Raw genomic sequence first — 18,878 nt, forward strand, 5'->3', positions numbered from 1 at the left:
TGCTATTACTCTTTATCATATAACTGTTGTAATTTTTGAAGCCTAGGATCAACTTGGCGTGTTTGGGAATCGTCGTTATCTTTAGAGTGCTCAAGCTCAAGCGCTTGTTCTTCATCAATAACTTCCCAACCGTTACCTTCTGTAAGCATTTGATCACTATTCTCAGAAAATGCACGCATTGGCTTCTCAATAATAACCAATTCTTTAGCAATATCTCGGATATTAATCATACCATCTGTAGCAAGATGATAATGTTCATCTTCATCTACTTCTTCATCGGTATAACTATTATAACCTTCTAAATCAAATATTTCGGAAGTTCTGACATCAAGTGGCACATCTACAGGCACTAATGTACGAGCACAAGGCATAGTATACGTACCAGTAACATGCATATCTGCTATCACTTCATTTGATTTTATGGTTAATTCACCTTCGATATTCATCTCTGATAAATCAATCAGACCTAAAGGTTCTATTAAATCGTCAAAGTTCGCCTTTTCATTGAATTCAAAAGGTTTACCTTGATATTTTCTCAATTGCGTTATTGACCATTTCATATGGCTTCACCTCTAACAAACACAAAATTTATTTTAACTTTACTATTATAAGTTGTCAAGATTTTTTCTTAACATCTTATTATCTGTTACAATACTAATAATGAATACTGAAAGGACGAATTGCAAATGAAAAGTGTTGGATTGATTACAGAGTATAATCCATTTCATAACGGTCATGCTTATCATGCGCAACAAGCTAAAGTACAGTCCGATGCAGAGATCTCTATTGCAATCATGAGTGGTAATTTCGTTATGAGAGGTGAACCTGCTATTTATAACAAATTCCTACGTACACAAATGGCACTTTCCAATGTCGATTTAGTTGTTGAGTTACCCCTTATCGCTAGTCTTTCTTCAAGTGATTATTTTGCACAAATAGCTGTTCAAGTTGCTCGTTATCTAGATGTTAATACTATTGCTTTTGGAAGTGAAACACCTGATATAACTCGCCTTAAAAACGTTGCAAATGAAATAATCAATTTAGAACATAGTTCAACTTTTAATCAAAAAGTAAAAGAAGGTAGTAATTATGCAAAAATTATAAATGATTTAATTAGCGATAATACTTTACTGAAAATGCCTAATAATATTTTAGCAATCACTTACTTAAAAGCTATACAACAATTTGCACCTCACATGAAAGGACTTGCTATCCAACGTGTGCATGCTCATCATCATGATGCGACAATTGAAACATCATCCTTTGCAAGTGGTTCTGCAATTAGGCAGTCGTTAATCACTCAAGAAACTCAGTGGACTACAGTTGTTCCCTCTTCAATTCAATCACTGTATACAACACCTCATTTAACTAAAGAGGATACATTTAGCTTGATTAAATATCATATCTTAAGTCATTCAATTCATGAAATGGCTCATATATACACTATATCTGAAGGACTAGAACATCGATTAAAAAAATATATCAATCAAGCCACTTCTTTTGAATCCTTTATGTCTTTACTGAAGACAAAACGCTTTACCTATACTCATTTACAACGCATACTTATGCAAATTCTTTTAAATGTAAAAAAAGAAGATTCTATTCAATCCATTTCAGCTGTAAGAATTTTAGGAATGAATCGTCGCGGACAAAGTTATCTCAAACAATTAAAAACCAAATTTCCAGAGCGTCAATTCATCACTAATATTAATAAAACATCTGCTCATTTTTTTAAAAATGAAATTAAATCTACCGATATTTATAACTTATTATCAGGTCAACAGAAAAATGATTTTAATACCCCTGTAATTAGATTAAATAATTGAATTAAAGCGTATGGAACATTTCATTTCTGTTCTATACGCTAATTTTTTAATCTTCAAATTTTTCTTTTAATGCTCTTTCAACATGCCTAGGTACGAAATCTGAAATATCTGCCTTATATTGAGCCACTTCTTTCACAACACTTGAACTGATAAATGAATAGTTTGTACTTGTCATCATATACATTGTTTCTACATTACTATTTAATTTTTTATTCATTGAAGTTAAACGTAATTCATATTCAAAATCACTCACTGCTCTTAAGCCACGAATAATTGTTTTAGCGCCTATTTTATCACAAAAATCGACAAGTAATCCATTAAAATTATGTACTTTCACATTTGGCAAATGTTTTACAGATTCACGTATTAATTCCATACGTTCTTCAATAGAAAATGTACCTGCTTTACTACTATTTTTTAATATACATACATGAAGTTCATCAAATCGATCAGAACTTCTTTCTATAATATCTAAATGCCCATAAGTAATAGGATCAAAACTACCTGGAATGACTGCTTTTGTCTTAGTCATTGTGTTCTCCTTTTTTTAATAACAAAGTATCTGTTAAACCGTAATGATATTGCTTAATTACTTCAAAATCATATGTATTGATTTTTTCTTGATTACTAAACTCACAAATGATAATACCATGTTCTTTTAATAAATTAAACTTAGAAATTTGATCTAGAGCCTTATCTATTAGCCCTTTATTATAAGGAGGGTCTAAAAAAATGAAATCAAATTGAATGTCTCTTTTATTGATAGCCTTTAACGCTCTATCTGCATTATTTTTATATACTTCAGATTGTTCCTCTAAATTTAATTGTTTCAAGTTAGCTTGGATCACTTTAACTGCTTTAAAGTTTTGGTCTACAAATATAACTTTATCCATACCTCTAGAAAGTGCTTCAATTCCTAAAGCACCACTACCAGCAAATAAGTCTAAACCTAAGCCGTATACTTCATGTAAACTGTTAAAAATACCTTCTTTAACTTTATCCATTGTTGGACGTGTATTACGTCCTTCTAAACTCTCTAGTGGTTTACTTTTATGTTTTCCAGCAATGACTCTCATTTTGACTTACACTTCCATTTCATTCATTTATTTACTATAATTTATTTTGAAAAAGGAGAATTAAATATTTATGAAACAATCATTTATTATTTTAGGAGAAGGACTTACAGATTTATTCGAATTTCTTACTCTTATTGAATATAATCATGCAAGAATAGACAAGGTTGTCTATTTCCATACACCACAGTCAGACAAACAATTATCATCAGTCGCAATTATTATGAATCCTACGACCGGTAAACAATTTCAAGCCATATATATGATGTTAAACGCTTTAAAATATCCTTACCCAAATAGTAATAAAAAATTTGAGATGATTAATGAACAAGCTCAATCGTATGATATTCCTATTGTCGGCATTGATGTTCAACCGCCAAATGCATTTCATACGAATGATTTATATTTTAAATATTTAATTAGCGTACTTCGTTTACAAAATTGGATCCCACCGATGCAATAACAATGTTTAAATACATCTTAAAGCTTTTCATGCTTTTCTTTATCATATGTTTTTTTCAAGTTTTTATAAGGGGATCCATCAATATGTAAAACATATTTTAATTTCATTAATTTCTGGAGAATATCGTCTACTTCATGTTCATTAACATACATTACTACATACTTTCGAGGTTTATTAGTATAAACGATATGTCCATATTTACGTATCTGTCTTTCATGTTTAATATGCTTTAAGTAAATAATTAAGCTAACTCTTGGAATCAATTCCATATTATTTCACTCACTCCATTTATTATGCATAATTACTATACCATGACTAATAATTTTATAAAATACATTCAATATCTCAACACTTAACTTTCGAAAAATATTTCTTTAATTATTAATTTTAAATGAACTTTAGGAGGTTATACCTTGAAACACATTAAGAAGAATTTTTTTAATTTGGGTATCACTAGTATGGGTATACTAAGCAGTTTATTACTTTTAAAAAGAAATCAAAAGCCTAAAATGCTTAAAGACATACCTTACTTTTTTAATGGACCAGCACCTTATATTTTTGCACATAGAGGTGGAATGTCAGTTCGACCAGAACAAACACAATTAGCTTTCGATAATGCTGTTGATTATGGTTTAGATGGCTTTGAAACAGATGTGAGACTAACTAAAGATGAAGAATTGATTGTTTTTCACGATGCTACAGTCGACCGTACTACTAATGGTTCAGGAAAAGTATGTGATTACACATTAAAAGAATTAAAAAAATTAGATGCAGGATTTCATTTTACTGATATCAATGGTCGCCATATTTATAGAGGTCATCAACAAGCTAAAATTTTAACTTTCGATGAACTTTTAGAAATGTATCCTAGCAAATATATCAATGTAGATTTAAAAGATACTCCAAGTAGTTATGAAGGAGCTATTGCGCCTAAAAAAATGTATGATATTATAAAGCATCATCATGCTGAGAAACGTGTACTTGTAACAAGTTTCCATAAAAAACAAAATGAACGTTTTAGAGCAATAAGCAATGGAGAAATAGCTACTGGTGCAAGTCAACATGAAGTGACTGAAGGTGTGATTAAGTTTATTTTAGGACTAGGTTATCATTATCATCCTCAAGCTGACACATTTCAAATGCCTATAAAATTCAAAGGTATCCCATTATCATCAACTCATTTTATTCAATGGCTTAACTTATTAAATATTGTGCCAGGTTATTATGGCATCAATAGTGTTGACTTAATGTATGATTTGTATCAAAAAGGTGTCCACACCATTGTTACTGACCGTCCTGATTTAGGTAAACAATTTAAATCACTACTAAAACAACATACCTCAAATTAAATACACTCATTCTATATAAAATTAAAATATATACATAAAAGAATCTGGGACATACATCATAGTTGTCTCAGATTCTTTTAATATATTAATCTTCAATAATTAAAGTAAAAATATGCTGACATCTCATTTTGCAACTCAACCTCTGATTTACTAGATTTTATTTTTAATTATAAACGACAATTACATGTACCTCCTGAGGCGCAGCCTTTAGAATCCGTTTTAAAAAATGGATTACCCACTTCAATCTTTACATTTTCTGACACAGATAATGCGATTGTAGTCAACACTTCATCTATTAAATTTTGTAATTGTACTTCCTTAGATTTGTAATCCATTACATTAGGCAACATTTCATAAGCTCGCTTACGTCGACGTGTATCTAACATTACATTTTGATAATCTGGGTGATATCTACCAAAGCGCATCACTTCATCATAACGTTCTTTTGATTTTAAAAAAGCTTGATACAGTAAATGTGCTTCATCATCTTGTTTAAGTGTTTTTTGAGCTTCTCTATAATTAAAATACACTTTTGATTGTACAATCATGTCTGATAAATCTTCAATTTCATCTAAAATTGATAATGTTTCCTCTGTATACATTATCGGTCACCTCACAACTTATTTTTGTACAAAAATAAGTGAATAATAATTTCTCATTACTTCTCCACCCATTTCATTATACTTTTTATTTAACATTCTTGAACGGTGTATATCCGAATTCATCCAACTATGAATTAATGTAGGCACGTCATCAAAATCATAGCCCACATTTTGACTTGTAGCTATAAAGTCAATGTTTTCGTTACCAAGTTGGCTCTTAAGGGCTTCTTCTGTAAATTCAACATCTTCTGTACCAGTTGCTTCATATAAATTTGCTGAAGCAATATGTGAAATGTCTGAATTTACTTTCAATGGTGGAATATGTTTTAAATCTCTCATTTGATTAGTAATTTCATAGAGGGTTATCAATTGATTTGGGCTTTGTTCATATGGTAATGAATCTTTATTATTTCTGTCATTATTAAATTTATCATCTGAAATATCTTCTTCATCTGTTAATTGATAAGGTTTTATAAATGCTAATAGTTCTTTATCTAGATATCGAATACCCATAATTCGATTTGATTGTTGATCCACATAAACTTGAGCATAAATATTACCATATTTAATTAGAGTTTGAGTTTTAATATCTTCATCTGATAACTCAAAATTATATTGTTTTCCATTCACTTTAAAAGAGGGGTCAGGATTAATACTAGTTTTTTCAAATATATGTGAAGCATTTTCATTGATTTTTAATGATCCGGTTTGAGCTTTTTCTCCAGTAGCATAAACAGATTTAATTTCATCATGTTTTGTAGTAACAATATAATATTGTTGTTTTCTCTTAAATATATAATCAGTATATCCGCCTTTAACAGGATATGTACGATTTGCTTGTCCATATTTATTTGTAAGATAATTAATATCTTTACCTATCCAAGTACCTATCCCATTTTTGGGAGCAGGATTTTCAGTCTGTTTTTTCACGGAATGTGATACTTGATTTGAATGACTTATTTTATTGTTGTTATTAGGATTTTCAAGAACATCAAATTTTAATCTTGGTGAGTAAAATAAATAAATTAAAAATGTAATTAAAAATACGACTCCTAAAACTTTGATTACTAACTTAGTCATTGCTCCCCCACCTCTTTAGAATTATATATATTGTACAAAATAACTATTTTAACAATCAAGCCATTCTTTTTTTCTAAACTCCAAATTTATTAATTAAACTACATTATACCTATTTACAAATAAAATAAACAATTAATATTAAAACATAATTTATACTAAACAATTTGATCATCGACTGCCAAAATATTAAAAATACCTGAGACACTCATTATGTCCCAGGCTATTCTTTAAAATATTCAATATTGTTATAAACCTAGTGTGGCTTTAATCACCGATGTAGTTTCTCCACCTGGATAAATTACATATAGTAATAAGTATACTGCCACACCTGTAATACCAGTAAAGAACCATATAATTGAAGCGACAGGTCCGATTCTTCTATGCCATTTAAATTTATCTTTAAATGCAGTAATAATTTGAACTAATCCTAATACGCCACCAATCGTAGCAAGATTAATGTGGAAGATTAAGAATATCTTATAATATGTTCTAACAGAATCTGGACCACCAAAATCTGTATTACCTATAAATATCGTTCGAGTTGCGTAAATTATAAAAAACGTTAATGCGAAAAATGCTGCCCATAACATAACTTTTTTGTGAGTATTAACATGACGATGAGCAATTTGCCACCATCCTATTGCTACTAAAATAGCACTAATTACGATACAGCTTGTACTAATAGTTGGTAGAATTGGTAAACTCATATGTTCCATCCTTATTTAACTTAGATATTTTAAATCATTTTTATTAAAGAGATGACAACAACTAATGCAAAGAATACTACTAAATAATTTAGTGAATAGATAAACATTTTTGTTGCCCACTTAGTTTGATCAGTATTTTTCTTAAATGTTGTTAAACCTATAAAAATCCATCCAAGATTTAATAAAGTTGCTAATACAACGAACGTAGTGCCTAAACTAGATAATAAGAACGGTAATGGTAATAAAAATACTAACCAAATAAACATACTTACTCTTGTACGTTTAAAGCCTTTTACTGAAGGTAACATAGGAATATTTGCTAATGAATATTCATCACTACGTTTAATAGCTAAAGCATAGAAATGAATAGGCTGCCAACAAAAGACAACTAAAAATAAAGCAAAAGCTACAAGACTTATTTGTCCATCAATAGCTGTCCATCCAATTAAAGGTGGCACAGCACCTGGAAAACTTCCTACTACTGTGTTCCAAGTCGTATGTCTTTTAGACCAGATTGAATAATATGATACATATCCTACTATACCAAAAAGTCCTAAAACACCTGATGGCACATTTAATAAGAATAAACATGCTTCTCCTACTAACATCATACCAAAACTTAACATTAATAAATGTTTATCTGAAATTCTATCGTTTACTGTTGGTCTACTTTGTTTACTTGGCATAATTTTATCGATATCTTGATCATAATAATTATTTAATGCACAAGCACCACCCATAATTAATGTCGAACCTATCAACATTAATAGGATTTGAGGTATTGACGATAGGAAGGAATGATTTGTCATTACAATAGCTAACCAAGCGCCTGCAAAAGCAGGAATTAGGTTACCCTGTACCAAGCCCATTTTAATAATTTGTTGTAGTTCTTTAAAAGACACTCTACTTGACGGCTGTGATAAAGTGTGTTCTTTACTCATGGTTCCCCTCCTTAAAATTTTCATATAGTACTATGATATAATAATTACTTATAAAAGGCTAGGTAATATCTATTTAAATTGTGACACTTTAACGACTTCCTGTCTCACTAATTTTTTGTCTTTAATTATTGTAGTATAATAGTTGTAATATTTATAATTATATCTTTTATATTAAAATCAGAGCATAAATGGATATCATATTACAAAATATTTTAAATTAATGATGGGGTGTTTAAACTTGTTTAACAAACGAAACCTTAAATGGTTATCAATCGTAGCAACAATTATTATGGCATTGGTACAACTTGGGGGCGCCTTAGTAACTAAGACGGGCTCTGAAGATGGCTGTGGTGCTTCATGGCCTTTATGTCACGGCGCTTTATTACCTCAGAATTTGCCAATTGCTACAATCATTGAATTGAGTCACCGAGCTGTATCAGGTTTATCATTAATTGTTGTGTTATGGTTGGCCATCACAGCTTGGAAAAATATAGGATACATAAAAGAGGTTAAACCTTTAGCAATTATTAGTGTCGCTTTCCTATTAATTCAAGCCTTAATTGGCGCAGCAGCTGTTATTTGGCAACAAAATTCTTACGTTTTAGCCTTACATTTTGGAATTTCATTAATTAGTTTTTCTTCTGTGTTCGTATTAATGCTTATTATTTTTGAAGTGGATAAAAAATATGAGGCTGATGAATTATTTATAAAAAAACCATTGCGCAATCTTACTTGGATTATGACGGGCGTTGTTTATGTCACTATTTACACTGGTGCTTTGGTTCGCCACGCTAAAGCAAGTTTAGCATATGGAAGCTGGCCATTGCCGTTTAATAATTTAGTACCCCATACTGAGCAAGATTGGGTACAATTTGCACATCGCGGTATGGCATTTATCACTTTTTGTTGGATTATGATTACATTTATTCATGCCATCAAAAATTATTCTGAAAACCGTACAATTAGATATGGCTATACTGCTGCATTTATTTTAATTATTTTACAAGTGATTACGGGTGCATTGTCTGTAATCACACATGTTAATTTAATTATTGCATTGCTACACGCACTTTGTATTACTATACTTTTTGGCTTAATCGCTTACTTTATTTTACTCATGCTTCGTTCAATTAGAAGTGAAAAATCAAAAATCAAATAAAGTTTTAAAAGACATGTTAGAGTTATTGTAAAACATGGAATCTCTAACGTGTTTTTTATGCAAAAAAGCATAAGATAGAATGTCATTTAACTTTCTATCTTATGCTTTTAAACTTTTTAATACCTACTCAGATTTTTCAATTTCGATTAATAAATCTCCCGTTGCAATAGCATCACCATTTCCAACAGTAACTTTTTTAATCACTCCATTAAATGGAGCTTGAATTGTTGTTTCCATTTTCATGGCTTCAGTGATTAATAGTGGTTGATTTACTTTAACCTCATCACCTACTGAAACTTTAACTTCAGTCACACTTCCTGGCATTTGAGCTCCTATATGATTTGGATTTGTTTTATCTGCTTTAGGTTTTACATTCGCATTTGTTTTTATGTTTTCATCTTTAATCGTAATACGACGAGCTTGACCATTCATCACGTAATAAATTGTTCGATTACCCTTTTCATCTGCTTCACTAATTGTTTCAAGTTTAATAATTAAACGTTTTCCGTTTTCAATTTCAATTTCTACAGTCTCACCGTTACGCATACCAAAGAAGAATGTCGGTGTATCAAGTAATGATAAGTTACCATATTGTTGTCTAGTTTGAATAAATTGATCAAATACTTTTGGATAAAGTACATAACTTATAATATCTTGCTCAGTCACTTCACCATAATTTTTATCTTGTAATTGTTCTCGTATTTCATCAAAATCTACTGGTTTTAAATATTCTCCTGGACGTTCAGTTAGCGGTTGTTGACCTTTTAAAATAATATCCTGCAATTGTTTATTAAAGCCATTTACTGGTTGACCAATCTCACCTTTAAAGTATGACACTACTGATTCAGGAAAATCTAATTTATAACCTTGTTCAATAATCGATTGTTCATCTAAATCATTTTGTACCATATATAACGCCATATCTCCTACCACTTTTGAAGATGGTGTCACTTTAACAATATCTCCAAACAAGAAATTAACACGACGATACATATCTTTGACTTCATTAAAACGTTCACCAAGACCTAAACTTTTAGCTTGTTGACTTAAATTAGAGTATTGACCACCTGGCATTTCATGTTGATAAATTTCTGTATTAGGTGACTTAATATCACTTTCAAAGTCAACGTAGTATGGGCGAACAGTACTCCAATAGTGACTTAGTTCTTCTAAACCTTGAATATCTGTACGCATATTTCGTTTAAACCCATCTAATGCATAATATAAGGAGTTCACACTTGGTTGACTTGTTAAGCCACTCATCGATGCAATAGCTGTATCGATAATATCTACACCAGCATCGATGGCTTGTTTGTAGGTTAATAAACCATTTCCACTTGTATCATGTGTATGTAAATGTATTGGTAAATTAACTGCAGCTTTTAATTCTCCAACCAGTTCATATGCTGCTCTAGGTTTTAATAAGCCAGCCATATCTTTAATTGCTAAAATATGGAAACCTTCACGTTCTAATTCCTTAGCTAATTTAACATAGTAATCTAAAGTGAACACATTTGAACGTTCTGAGTTTAAAATATCCCCTGTGTAACAAATAGTACCCTCTGAAATTTTACCTGCTTTTTGTACCGCTTCATTTGCCACTTTCATTTGATCTACCCAGTTTAATGAGTCGAAAATACGGAAAACATCTACACCTGCTTTAGCACTTTCATCTACAAATTTTTGAATTACATTATCAGGATAATTCTTATAACCCACAGCATTTGAAGCTCTTAATAACATTTGGAATAATACATTTGGAATCGCTTTTCTAAGTTTTTCTAAACGCTCCCAAGGATTTTCTTTTAAGAAGTTGTATGCCACATCAAAAGTAGCGCCTCCCCACATTTCTAAAGAAAAACTATCTTTAAATACTTCAGCAGTTTTAGAAGCTATATTTAACATATCTTTTGTACGTACACGCGTAGCAAGTAAAGATTGATGCGCATCACGGAATGTCGTATCAGTAATTAAAACATCATCTTGTGCTTTAACCCAATCTGCAACTCCACTAGGGCCTTTTTCATCTAGTAATTGTTTTGTACCATATAGATGTTGAATTTTCTTTTTTGAAACTTGCGGAATCGAAGTTGACTCATAGTCTGGCTTCGTACGTTTTTCGACATTCGGAAAACCATTAATGGTTACATTCCCAATGTATTCTAATGTTTTAGTACCACGGTCTAATGTAGGTGCAATATCGAATAATTCCGGTGTTTCTTCAATAAATTTTGTTGTATAATCTCCACTTCGGAATTTTTCATTACGCATAACGTTAACTAAAAACGGAATATTTGTTTTTACACCACGAATACGCATTTCTCGTAAAGAGCGTTCCATTTTTTCTTCAGCTTGTTTAAAAGTAATGGCATGAGTAGATAATTTCACTAATAGTGAGTCATAGTAAGGCGAAATTTCAGCGCCTTGGAAACCATCTCCTGCATCTAAACGTACACCAAAACCACCACTTGAACGATAAGCAATAATCGTACCAGAATCTGGCATAAAATCATTTGTAGGATCTTCGGTAGTGATACGACATTGAATAGCATAACCAAGTGTTTGGATTTCTTCTTGAGGAGGTAAAGCGATACGTTTGTCAAATAGACTTGCTCCATCTGCTACTAAAATTTGAGTTTTAACGATATCAATTCCTGTAATCATTTCTGTAATCGTATGCTCTACCTGAACACGTGGATTGACTTCAATGAAAAAGAATTCATCGCCAGATACTAAAAATTCCACTGTTCCAGCGTTAACATATTTGATATTTTTCATTAATTGTAATGCAGACTGACAAATACGTTCTCTTAATTCATCAGGTAAGCCTACAGATGGTGCTACCTCAACTACCTTTTGATGACGACGTTGTACAGAACAATCACGCTCATATAGATGAACAATATTACCATATTCATCGCCAATAACTTGAACTTCAATATGTTTGGGATTATCGATGTATCTTTCGATATATACTTCACTATTACCAAATGATTTTTGTGCTTCAGATTTCGCACGATGAAACGCATCTTCTAATTCACTTTCTTCGCGAACAATACGCATACCTTTTCCACCACCACCACTTGTGGCTTTAATCATCAGTGGGAATCCTGCTTCTTTAGCAAATGCCTTTGCTGCATCAAAATTTTCAATTGGTCCATCTGTTCCTGGTATAACTGGTAAATTTGCTTTAATTGCAGTTGTTCTTGCTTTTACTTTATCACCAAACATATCTAAATGGTCTAGGTGAGGACCAATAAATGTTATGCCCTCTTCATTACAACGTCTTGCAAATTCTTCATTTTCACTTAAAAAGCCATAACCAGGATGTATTGCATCTACATTCGCACGTTTTGCTACTTCAATAATACGTTCAATATTTAAATAACTTTCGGCTGGTCCTAAATCTTTTCCCACTAAATATGATTCATCGGCTTTATATCTATGTAATGAATTTTTGTCTTCGTTTGAATAAATTGCTACTGTTTGAATATTTAATTCCGTTGCTGCTCTAAAAATTCTAATTGCAATTTCACCACGATTGGCTACTAATAATTTTTTTATATGATTCAAACAAGAAACACCCCTTTATATTTTGAATATTCTAACTAATTAGATAATAAAATTTTATCTTAAAATACATGAGAAAGCTAATACTTTTTTACATACAATTTATAAAATGAAAATATAGTAACTAGGTTAGCTTAATCACTATTTTAAAATGTAATCATTAATAATTATTATACTTAATAACTTTATATTATCATTTATAGTTTGAAGACGCTACTGTAGACTAGTAATCCTTTAACTTGTCACATAAATGTAAAAAGAGTGGAAGCAAATTTTTTAATTCTTGCTTCCACTCTTAATAATGTTAGTTACATATTTACATCTATCATTAAATGATTTTAATATTGTCTAGGAATATCCACTTTTGTTTTTTTATTTTTTATTGCTCTTTTTTCTTCAACTTTAATTTGTCTTGCTACTAACAATAATAATCCCATAGCAATACTTAAGCTGATCATTGATGAACCACCAAAACTTATAAATGGAAGAGGAACCCCTGTAAGAGGAATCGTAGCTGATATACCTCCTAAATTTACGAACGTTTGACTACCAATATAACTCGCTACACCAACACATATTAATTTATAAAAATATGAAGATGTTTTAGTGGCTAATATAAATGCACGGAATACAATAAAAAATAATAATCCTATTACTAATAAGGCACCAATCAGTCCTAATTCTTCACAAATTACTGCGAAAATAAAATCTGTATGCGCTTCTGGAAGATAGCCAAGTTTCATGATTCCATTACCTAATCCTCGACCAAATAATCCTCCATTTCCGATTGCCATTAATGAATTGGATAAATGATACCCAGTTCCAGAAGAAGAACTAAAAGGATCGTAAATTGTACTAAAACGTGCCTTTAAATATTCTGGCATCATTCCAGTGAAAATAAAGAATCCAGCAATAAGAATAAATCCAAGAATAATATATAAAATAGGTCCTTTTACTATTTTCTTAGCACCTATACCTACGAATAAAAACATTGCTAATATAATAATTAATGTTAATAATGTTTGTCCAATATCTCCTTGTAAAAGTACTAAACCTAAACAAAGGATAATTAAAATAATTGGCCCTTTGATAATTCTTAAATTACCTCTTAACTGCGGTAATTTTTTACTTAATACATAAGAAATATAAAGAATTAAAGCAATTTTTAGCAACTCTGAAGCTTGTAAATTCATAAATCCTAAGTCAAGCCAACTTTTTGAACCATTAATATTTTTACCTACCAATAATGTTAAAAATAAAAGGACAAAGATGATAATCATAATCCACTGTTGAACTTTTGATTGTTTAAAGACTTTTATATTCATCATAAATGAAATAAAAAAAACAATAATGAAACTCATGATAACATAAATTAATTGTCTGTTATAAAAATATGTACCTGAAACCTCAACGCCACCTGTTAACGTTCCTTTAGTAGCTGCCACCATACTGGCACTATAAACCATCACTAAACCTATAAAACACAAAATAACATATGAAATTAATAATGGATAATCGATAAACTTAGAGATTCTACCTATGTATCGAAATATATTTTTTAAATTATTCATAAAAAAGATCATCCAATTCTAAAAATTTAAACTATATATGCTCATTAAAACGATTTATCAAATTAAATTCTGTCTAAACTATTATATACTTTGTAATTATTAATTAACAAACATAAACGTAAAAAATAAAATAAAAGGACTGAAAATATTATTTACATAACATTTCAGTCACTATCATAAATTATTACATCTATTAATTCTTGCTCATTATAACACTTTCATATTCAAAGCATTAGACTTAGAGTTATACGTTTGTGAATGCTTCATGCAATTTAGATAATTCTTTTTCTAAACGAAGCATTAAATTTTTACCGTCTTCTTTATCAACTAAACCAAGTTTCACAGCAAAGTCTACTTCTTTTTGTAAACCAAACATTTGTGTGTCGAGAACCTCTTCATATAGTGGGCAAGATGGCATAGTTAAATTATCCATTTGAACCTTAATTAAATGCAAGATTCGGTCAGCATCTTGATTTAATTGCTCATAAGCTGCACTATTTATGTTCATTTGCTTCGGCATCACATTCTCCCCCTATCATTAAATATCTTCATATCAGAAGTTTATCCTACTACCTTTTAAAAAGCAAGTTTATTCAATAAACCCTTCATTTTAAATATGATAAAATAATGGTTAGATTGAAACTAGGGAGTGGGCAAGATGATTCAAATTAAAGGAGACGTCAAATTTCCTATTACTTTAGATAGTACAACATGGATTTTTGATGATAGAAAAGTAAAAATAGAAGATATTGAAAACGGTATTTTTGAAGGAACTAAACCTATTAAATTTGAAGATAACCGCGAATGGAATAGGGCTATTTTAGAAGGACAAACCAATCCTCCTACATTAAACTCTGAAATTAAGTATCGTAAACGTGCTGTATTAGAAGATTCATTTGCAATAAATATGACACCATTTTTTAAAAATGCAGAGCCTTTAGAAAGTGCAACTACAATTAAACTTTCAAATGATACATCTTCAATTGAAATTCCATTAGAATTATTACCTTATCTATTTTTCCAATTTGCTAAAGATGGTAAGCGATTGTACGATGATAATTCAGTAGATAGCTTTGTTTATAATCCCGAGGAGAACGCCTATTCATATCACTTTAAATATGTAACTCGTATTGAGGTGATTTAAGTTGCGAGAAGTACAATGTATTATTTGTGATACTAAGGTCTTAATTGATGAACGTACAGTTGAAGCTAAACGTCTACGTAATAATCCAATTAAAACATTCATGTGTAGTGACTGTAAAAGTCGATTAGACACACCTAGACAACGACCAAATGAAAATCGTAAATTTAATCTCCATTTTCCAAATGAAAACTTATAGTATACTTTTCAATAATAAAAAGACGCAACATCAAATTTGATGTTGCGTCTTTTTATTAGTTTTATTGATCTTGCATCATTTGTTTTACACGTTTCGCTTCTTTTTCACGTGCAGCTTTATTTAAAATTTTCTTTCTTAAACGGATACTTTGAGGCGTTACTTCAACCAATTCATCATCATTAATATATTCTAATGCTTCTTCTAACGTTAAAATTCTTGGACGATTCATTGTTTGAGTTTGATCTTTTGTTGCTGAACGTACGTTAGTTTGATGTTTAGCTTTAGTAATATTAACTGTTAAGTCGTTTTCACGGTTATGTTCTCCTACAATCATACCTTCATAAACTTCAGTACCTGGTTCCATGAAGTTTACACCTCGGTCCTCTAGACCAATGATGGCATAGGCTGTTGCTTGTCCTTGATCCATTGAAATTAATGCACCATTACGACGGCCACCAATTTGTGCTTTAACACGAGGTCTAAATTCTTCAAATGTATGATTAATAATGCCATAACCACGTGTCATAGACATAAATTCAGTTGTATATCCAATCATACCACGTGCAGGTACCATAAAGATTAAACGTGTTAATCCATTATCAGTTGTTAACATGTCTAACATTTCACCTTTACGCGCACCAAGTGATTCAATCACTGCTCCAGCATTTTCAGATGGAACTTCACATTGAACACGTTCAAATGGTTCACTTAATACACCATCAATTTCACGTAAAATAACTTGAGGTTTAGAAACTTGAAGTTCAAACCCTTCACGTCTCATATTCTCAATTAAAATAGATAAGTGCAACTCTCCACGGCCAGCTACAATCCACGTATCTGGAGAATCTGTTGGTGTAACTTTTAAAGATACATCTGTTTCAAGTTGTTGATCTAACCGTTCTTGGATTTGACGAGCAGTTACAAAATCACCTTCACGACCAGCAAATGGTGAATTATTTACTTTGAATGTCATTTCAAGTGTAGGTTCATCAATACGCAATACTGGTAACGCTTCTTGATGATCATGTGGTGTAACTGTTTCACCTACGTTGATATCTTCCATTCCTGATACAGCAATTAAATCTCCCGCTTGTGCTTCTTCAATTTCTTCACGTTTTAAACCAAAGAAACCAAAGATTTTTGTTACACGGAAGTTTTTCACTGTACCATCTAATTTAATAAGCGATACATTATCGCCGACACGCATTTTACCTCTAAATACACGACCAATACCAATACGACCAACGTAATCATTATAGTCTAATAATGCTACTTGGAATTGTAGTGGTTCATCACTGTTATCAATTGGAGCAGGCACGTAATCAAGAATTGTTTCATATAAAGACTGCATGTTTTCATCTTGTTTTTCAGGATCAAGACTCGCTGTTCCATTTACAGCTGATGCATAAACAACTGGGAAATCAAGTTGTTCATCATTTGCTTCAAGTTCAATAAATAAATCTAATACTTCATCTACTACCGCTTCTGGTCTAGCAGAAGGTTTATCAATTTTATTAACTACTACAACAGGTTTTAAATTTTGTTCTAATGCTTTTTTTAGTACGAAACGTGTTTGTGGCATCGTACCTTCGTAGGCATCTACAACAAGTACAACACCATCTACCATTTTCATGATACGTTCAACTTCACCACCAAAGTCAGCATGCCCTGGTGTATCTAAGATGTTAATTCTTGTACCTTTATAATTTATCGCAGTATTTTTAGCAAGAATTGTAATACCACGTTCTCTTTCTAAGTCATTAGAGTCCATTGCTCTTTCATCAACATGCTCATTTTCTCTGAAGATTCCAGATTGTTTAAGCAATTCGTCAACTAGTGTTGTTTTACCATGGTCGACGTGAGCAATAATTGCAATATTACGAACATCTTCTCTTCTATTAGTCATTTTATAATATCCTTTCTTGAGTAAATTCCCACTTTTAATTGCAACTTTTTTATTATATCATAATATTAACAAAAGATAACTAAAAGGTGGGGATGGGGATGGAAAAACCAAAATCTAAAGGTATATTCTGGATACTTTCTATTGTAGCAGTTATATTTTTAGTGCTCTTTAGTTTCAGCGTGGGTGCCGGAAGTATTCCAATGATGATTTTAACATTTATTCTTTTCATTGCAACGTTTGGCGCCGGATTTACGCTTAAGAAAAAGTATCGTGAAAACAATTGGCTATAATCAACCATTAAGATATATAAAGCTTGAGATATTTTTGTCTCAAGCTTTTTTTATTGAAATAAGATTTTTTATTTTTTAAAGCGTTGATGTAAATCTATTAAAGTAGCCGTATTAGGTGCTAGATAAATTTCTAATATTTCTTTATGAATATTTGAATTTCCTACTAATACTGAATTCGCACTTGAAATATTTAATGGTTCACCTAATAAGTTACTAGCTACGCCTCCAACTTCATTTAATACAATAAGACCACCAGCAAAGTCCCAAGGCTGTAATCTAGGTGTGATATAAGCAGCCAATTGTCCTTTAGCTACACTTATAATTTCTAAAGCTGCACTACCATATGCTCTACAGCTTCTTGCATCATTTACTATATCTTGAAATATAGGACCCATTTTAGGTTTGGTTACCCAATTTGGGTTGATACCAATTAAGCTTTTCTTTAGGGTGGTAGATTCAATCGTAGATAATGGATGTTTATTTTCAAATGCACCCTCACCTACCTTGGCATGATATAAAACATCTTTCATTACATCATATACAAAGCCAGCGTATGGTTTACCATTTCGATAGATACCAATTGAGATAGCAAAATTTTCTTTTTGATGTACAAAGTTTAATGTGCCATCAATTGGATCCACTACCCATACGACCCCTTCAACATGAGTTAAATCATGACCATGTCCTTCTTCCCCAATAACACGATGTTCTGGATAACTATGGGTAATCGCATCATATATATAATTTTCAGTAGCTTTATCAACATTTGTAACTAAGTCATTCGGATTTGATTTTGTTTCAATATTTAATTCTTCCTTCATCATTATTCTAACTTTATTTCCTGCTTCTAAAACTAAGCCTTTAGCAAAATCATATAGCGACATACTATCATCTCCTGTTGCTTACTATTATACATCAAATCAATTTTATAATTGTTATACATCATTTTATACCTTCATCACTATATATTAAACTCTTATGAATAGTTTATAAGCATAAAA

Annotated in this window: 20 protein-coding genes; 7 read left to right on the forward strand and 13 right to left on the reverse strand. The window is 31.0% G+C overall.

Annotation, left to right across the window (positions count from 1 at the left end; all coding sequences use genetic code 11):
• Positions 1 to 5: 5 nt before the first annotated feature.
• Positions 6 to 560 (reverse strand): YceD family protein, encoded by a 555-nt coding sequence (locus NSU06_RS08010; RefSeq protein ID WP_017175724.1) that lies wholly within the window; start codon positions 558 to 560, stop codon positions 6 to 8.
• 126 nt (positions 561 to 686) lie between these two features.
• Here NSU06_RS08010 and NSU06_RS08015 point away from each other — a divergent pair, with 126 nt between their 5' ends.
• Positions 687 to 1,826 carry a nucleotidyltransferase gene (locus NSU06_RS08015; RefSeq protein WP_019835747.1) on the forward strand — a complete coding sequence of 380 codons (1,140 nt, stop codon included), beginning with the start codon at positions 687 to 689 and terminating at the stop codon, positions 1,824 to 1,826.
• Positions 1,827 to 1,872: 46 nt separating this feature from the next.
• Here the strand turns inward: NSU06_RS08015 and coaD are convergent, their stop codons facing one another.
• Positions 1,873 to 2,358 (reverse strand): pantetheine-phosphate adenylyltransferase, encoded by a 486-nt coding sequence (coaD, locus tag NSU06_RS08020; protein WP_017175726.1) that lies wholly within the window; start codon positions 2,356 to 2,358, stop codon positions 1,873 to 1,875.
• Positions 2,351 to 2,902 carry a 16S rRNA (guanine(966)-N(2))-methyltransferase RsmD gene (rsmD, locus tag NSU06_RS08025; protein WP_002450015.1) on the reverse strand — a complete coding sequence of 184 codons (552 nt, stop codon included), beginning with the start codon at positions 2,900 to 2,902 and terminating at the stop codon, positions 2,351 to 2,353. The genes coaD and rsmD overlap by 8 nt, the downstream gene beginning before the upstream one ends.
• A gap of 70 nt (positions 2,903 to 2,972) precedes the next feature.
• Here rsmD and NSU06_RS08030 point away from each other — a divergent pair, with 70 nt between their 5' ends.
• The gene (locus tag NSU06_RS08030; RefSeq protein ID WP_019835748.1) at positions 2,973 to 3,362 is read left to right on the forward strand and encodes a DUF7147 family protein; all 390 of its coding nucleotides are present in this window, start codon (positions 2,973 to 2,975) and stop codon (positions 3,360 to 3,362) included.
• Between the two features lie 17 nt (positions 3,363 to 3,379).
• Here NSU06_RS08030 and NSU06_RS08035 read toward each other — a convergent pair whose 3' ends face one another.
• Complete coding sequence (locus tag NSU06_RS08035) at positions 3,380 to 3,631, reverse strand: DUF2129 domain-containing protein (RefSeq protein ID WP_017175728.1); 252 nt, start codon at positions 3,629 to 3,631, stop codon at positions 3,380 to 3,382.
• Positions 3,632 to 3,775: 144 nt separating this feature from the next.
• Here NSU06_RS08035 and NSU06_RS08040 point away from each other — a divergent pair, with 144 nt between their 5' ends.
• The gene (locus tag NSU06_RS08040; protein WP_017175729.1) at positions 3,776 to 4,711 is read left to right on the forward strand and encodes a glycerophosphodiester phosphodiesterase; all 936 of its coding nucleotides are present in this window, start codon (positions 3,776 to 3,778) and stop codon (positions 4,709 to 4,711) included.
• A 167-nt stretch (positions 4,712 to 4,878) separates the two neighbouring features.
• On the opposite strand, the gene NSU06_RS08045 is transcribed toward NSU06_RS08040, so the two are convergent.
• From NSU06_RS08045 to cyoE, 4 genes are all read right to left on the reverse strand, one after another.
• Entirely contained in the window at positions 4,879 to 5,313 is a 435-nt protein-coding gene (locus NSU06_RS08045; protein ID WP_049382517.1) for a YlbF family regulator, read from the reverse strand.
• Positions 5,314 to 5,331: 18 nt separating this feature from the next.
• Positions 5,332 to 6,393 carry a CAP-associated domain-containing protein gene (locus NSU06_RS08050; RefSeq protein ID WP_049382518.1) on the reverse strand — a complete coding sequence of 354 codons (1,062 nt, stop codon included), beginning with the start codon at positions 6,391 to 6,393 and terminating at the stop codon, positions 5,332 to 5,334.
• A gap of 245 nt (positions 6,394 to 6,638) precedes the next feature.
• A complete protein-coding gene (locus tag NSU06_RS08055) occupies positions 6,639 to 7,100 on the reverse strand; it encodes a DUF420 domain-containing protein (protein ID WP_017175732.1) in 462 nt (153 codons plus the stop codon).
• Between the two features lie 29 nt (positions 7,101 to 7,129).
• Positions 7,130 to 8,041, reverse strand: a complete 912-nt coding sequence (gene cyoE / locus NSU06_RS08060) for a heme o synthase (RefSeq protein WP_017175733.1) — start codon at positions 8,039 to 8,041, stop codon at positions 7,130 to 7,132.
• 238 nt (positions 8,042 to 8,279) lie between these two features.
• Between cyoE and NSU06_RS08065 the strand changes: the two genes are divergently transcribed.
• Positions 8,280 to 9,200, forward strand: coding sequence for a COX15/CtaA family protein (locus NSU06_RS08065; RefSeq protein ID WP_017175734.1), 921 nt, complete (start codon positions 8,280 to 8,282; stop codon positions 9,198 to 9,200).
• 123 nt (positions 9,201 to 9,323) lie between these two features.
• On the opposite strand, the gene NSU06_RS08070 is transcribed toward NSU06_RS08065, so the two are convergent.
• The 3 genes from NSU06_RS08070 to NSU06_RS08080 form a co-directional block, all read right to left on the reverse strand.
• Entirely contained in the window at positions 9,324 to 12,773 is a 3,450-nt protein-coding gene (locus NSU06_RS08070) for a pyruvate carboxylase (protein WP_017175735.1), read from the reverse strand.
• A 335-nt stretch (positions 12,774 to 13,108) separates the two neighbouring features.
• On the reverse strand, positions 13,109 to 14,341 hold the full coding sequence (gene ftsW / locus NSU06_RS08075; RefSeq protein ID WP_049420385.1) for a cell division peptidoglycan polymerase FtsW: 1,233 nt from the start codon (positions 14,339 to 14,341) through the stop codon (positions 13,109 to 13,111).
• A gap of 244 nt (positions 14,342 to 14,585) precedes the next feature.
• The gene (locus NSU06_RS08080; protein WP_017175737.1) at positions 14,586 to 14,861 is read right to left on the reverse strand and encodes a YlaN family protein; all 276 of its coding nucleotides are present in this window, start codon (positions 14,859 to 14,861) and stop codon (positions 14,586 to 14,588) included.
• A 138-nt stretch (positions 14,862 to 14,999) separates the two neighbouring features.
• Between NSU06_RS08080 and NSU06_RS08085 the strand changes: the two genes are divergently transcribed.
• Together NSU06_RS08085 and NSU06_RS08090 are read left to right on the forward strand one after the other, a co-directional pair.
• Positions 15,000 to 15,485, forward strand: coding sequence for a hypothetical protein (locus NSU06_RS08085; RefSeq protein ID WP_017175738.1), 486 nt, complete (start codon positions 15,000 to 15,002; stop codon positions 15,483 to 15,485).
• Position 15,486: 1 nt separating this feature from the next.
• Complete coding sequence (locus tag NSU06_RS08090) at positions 15,487 to 15,681, forward strand: DUF2197 domain-containing protein (RefSeq protein WP_002449988.1); 195 nt, start codon at positions 15,487 to 15,489, stop codon at positions 15,679 to 15,681.
• 61 nt (positions 15,682 to 15,742) lie between these two features.
• On the opposite strand, the gene typA is transcribed toward NSU06_RS08090, so the two are convergent.
• Positions 15,743 to 17,587 carry a translational GTPase TypA gene (gene typA / locus NSU06_RS08095; protein ID WP_017175739.1) on the reverse strand — a complete coding sequence of 615 codons (1,845 nt, stop codon included), beginning with the start codon at positions 17,585 to 17,587 and terminating at the stop codon, positions 15,743 to 15,745.
• Positions 17,588 to 17,685: 98 nt separating this feature from the next.
• Here typA and NSU06_RS08100 point away from each other — a divergent pair, with 98 nt between their 5' ends.
• Positions 17,686 to 17,877, forward strand: a complete 192-nt coding sequence (locus tag NSU06_RS08100; protein WP_002448174.1) for a DUF5325 family protein — start codon at positions 17,686 to 17,688, stop codon at positions 17,875 to 17,877.
• Positions 17,878 to 17,945: 68 nt separating this feature from the next.
• Here the strand turns inward: NSU06_RS08100 and NSU06_RS08105 are convergent, their stop codons facing one another.
• A complete protein-coding gene (locus NSU06_RS08105) occupies positions 17,946 to 18,761 on the reverse strand; it encodes an inositol monophosphatase family protein (protein ID WP_002448077.1) in 816 nt (271 codons plus the stop codon).
• Between the last annotated feature and the right edge of the window lie 117 nt (positions 18,762 to 18,878).

The organism is Staphylococcus sp. FSL W8-1270 (assembly GCF_038007165.1).
In the GTDB taxonomy this organism is placed as follows: Bacteria; Bacillota; Bacilli; order Staphylococcales; family Staphylococcaceae; genus Staphylococcus; species Staphylococcus hominis.

Excerpts from the sequence above, each read along its gene's own strand:
- NSU06_RS08015 (WP_019835747.1), top strand. The coding sequence starts at position 687 with ATGAAAAGTGTTGGATTGATTACAGAGTATAATCCATTTCATAACGGT.
- NSU06_RS08055 (WP_017175732.1), bottom strand. The coding sequence starts at position 7,100 with ATGAGTTTACCAATTCTACCAACTATTAGTACAAGCTGTATCGTAATT.
- NSU06_RS08085 (WP_017175738.1), top strand. The coding sequence starts at position 15,000 with ATGATTCAAATTAAAGGAGACGTCAAATTTCCTATTACTTTAGATAGT.
- rsmD (WP_002450015.1), bottom strand. The coding sequence starts at position 2,902 with ATGAGAGTCATTGCTGGAAAACATAAAAGTAAACCACTAGAGAGTTTA.
- coaD (WP_017175726.1), bottom strand. The coding sequence starts at position 2,358 with ATGACTAAGACAAAAGCAGTCATTCCAGGTAGTTTTGATCCTATTACT.
- NSU06_RS08035 (WP_017175728.1), bottom strand. The coding sequence starts at position 3,631 with ATGGAATTGATTCCAAGAGTTAGCTTAATTATTTACTTAAAGCATATT.
- NSU06_RS08010 (WP_017175724.1), bottom strand. The coding sequence starts at position 560 with ATGAAATGGTCAATAACGCAATTGAGAAAATATCAAGGTAAACCTTTT.
- NSU06_RS08050 (WP_049382518.1), bottom strand. The coding sequence starts at position 6,393 with ATGACTAAGTTAGTAATCAAAGTTTTAGGAGTCGTATTTTTAATTACA.
- NSU06_RS08030 (WP_019835748.1), top strand. The coding sequence starts at position 2,973 with ATGAAACAATCATTTATTATTTTAGGAGAAGGACTTACAGATTTATTC.
- NSU06_RS08045 (WP_049382517.1), bottom strand. The coding sequence starts at position 5,313 with ATGTATACAGAGGAAACATTATCAATTTTAGATGAAATTGAAGATTTA.
- NSU06_RS08080 (WP_017175737.1), bottom strand. The coding sequence starts at position 14,861 with ATGCCGAAGCAAATGAACATAAATAGTGCAGCTTATGAGCAATTAAAT.
- NSU06_RS08105 (WP_002448077.1), bottom strand. The coding sequence starts at position 18,761 with ATGTCGCTATATGATTTTGCTAAAGGCTTAGTTTTAGAAGCAGGAAAT.
- typA (WP_017175739.1), bottom strand. The coding sequence starts at position 17,587 with ATGACTAATAGAAGAGAAGATGTTCGTAATATTGCAATTATTGCTCAC.
- cyoE (WP_017175733.1), bottom strand. The coding sequence starts at position 8,041 with ATGAGTAAAGAACACACTTTATCACAGCCGTCAAGTAGAGTGTCTTTT.
- ftsW (WP_049420385.1), bottom strand. The coding sequence starts at position 14,341 with ATGAATAATTTAAAAAATATATTTCGATACATAGGTAGAATCTCTAAG.
- NSU06_RS08100 (WP_002448174.1), top strand. The coding sequence starts at position 17,686 with ATGGAAAAACCAAAATCTAAAGGTATATTCTGGATACTTTCTATTGTA.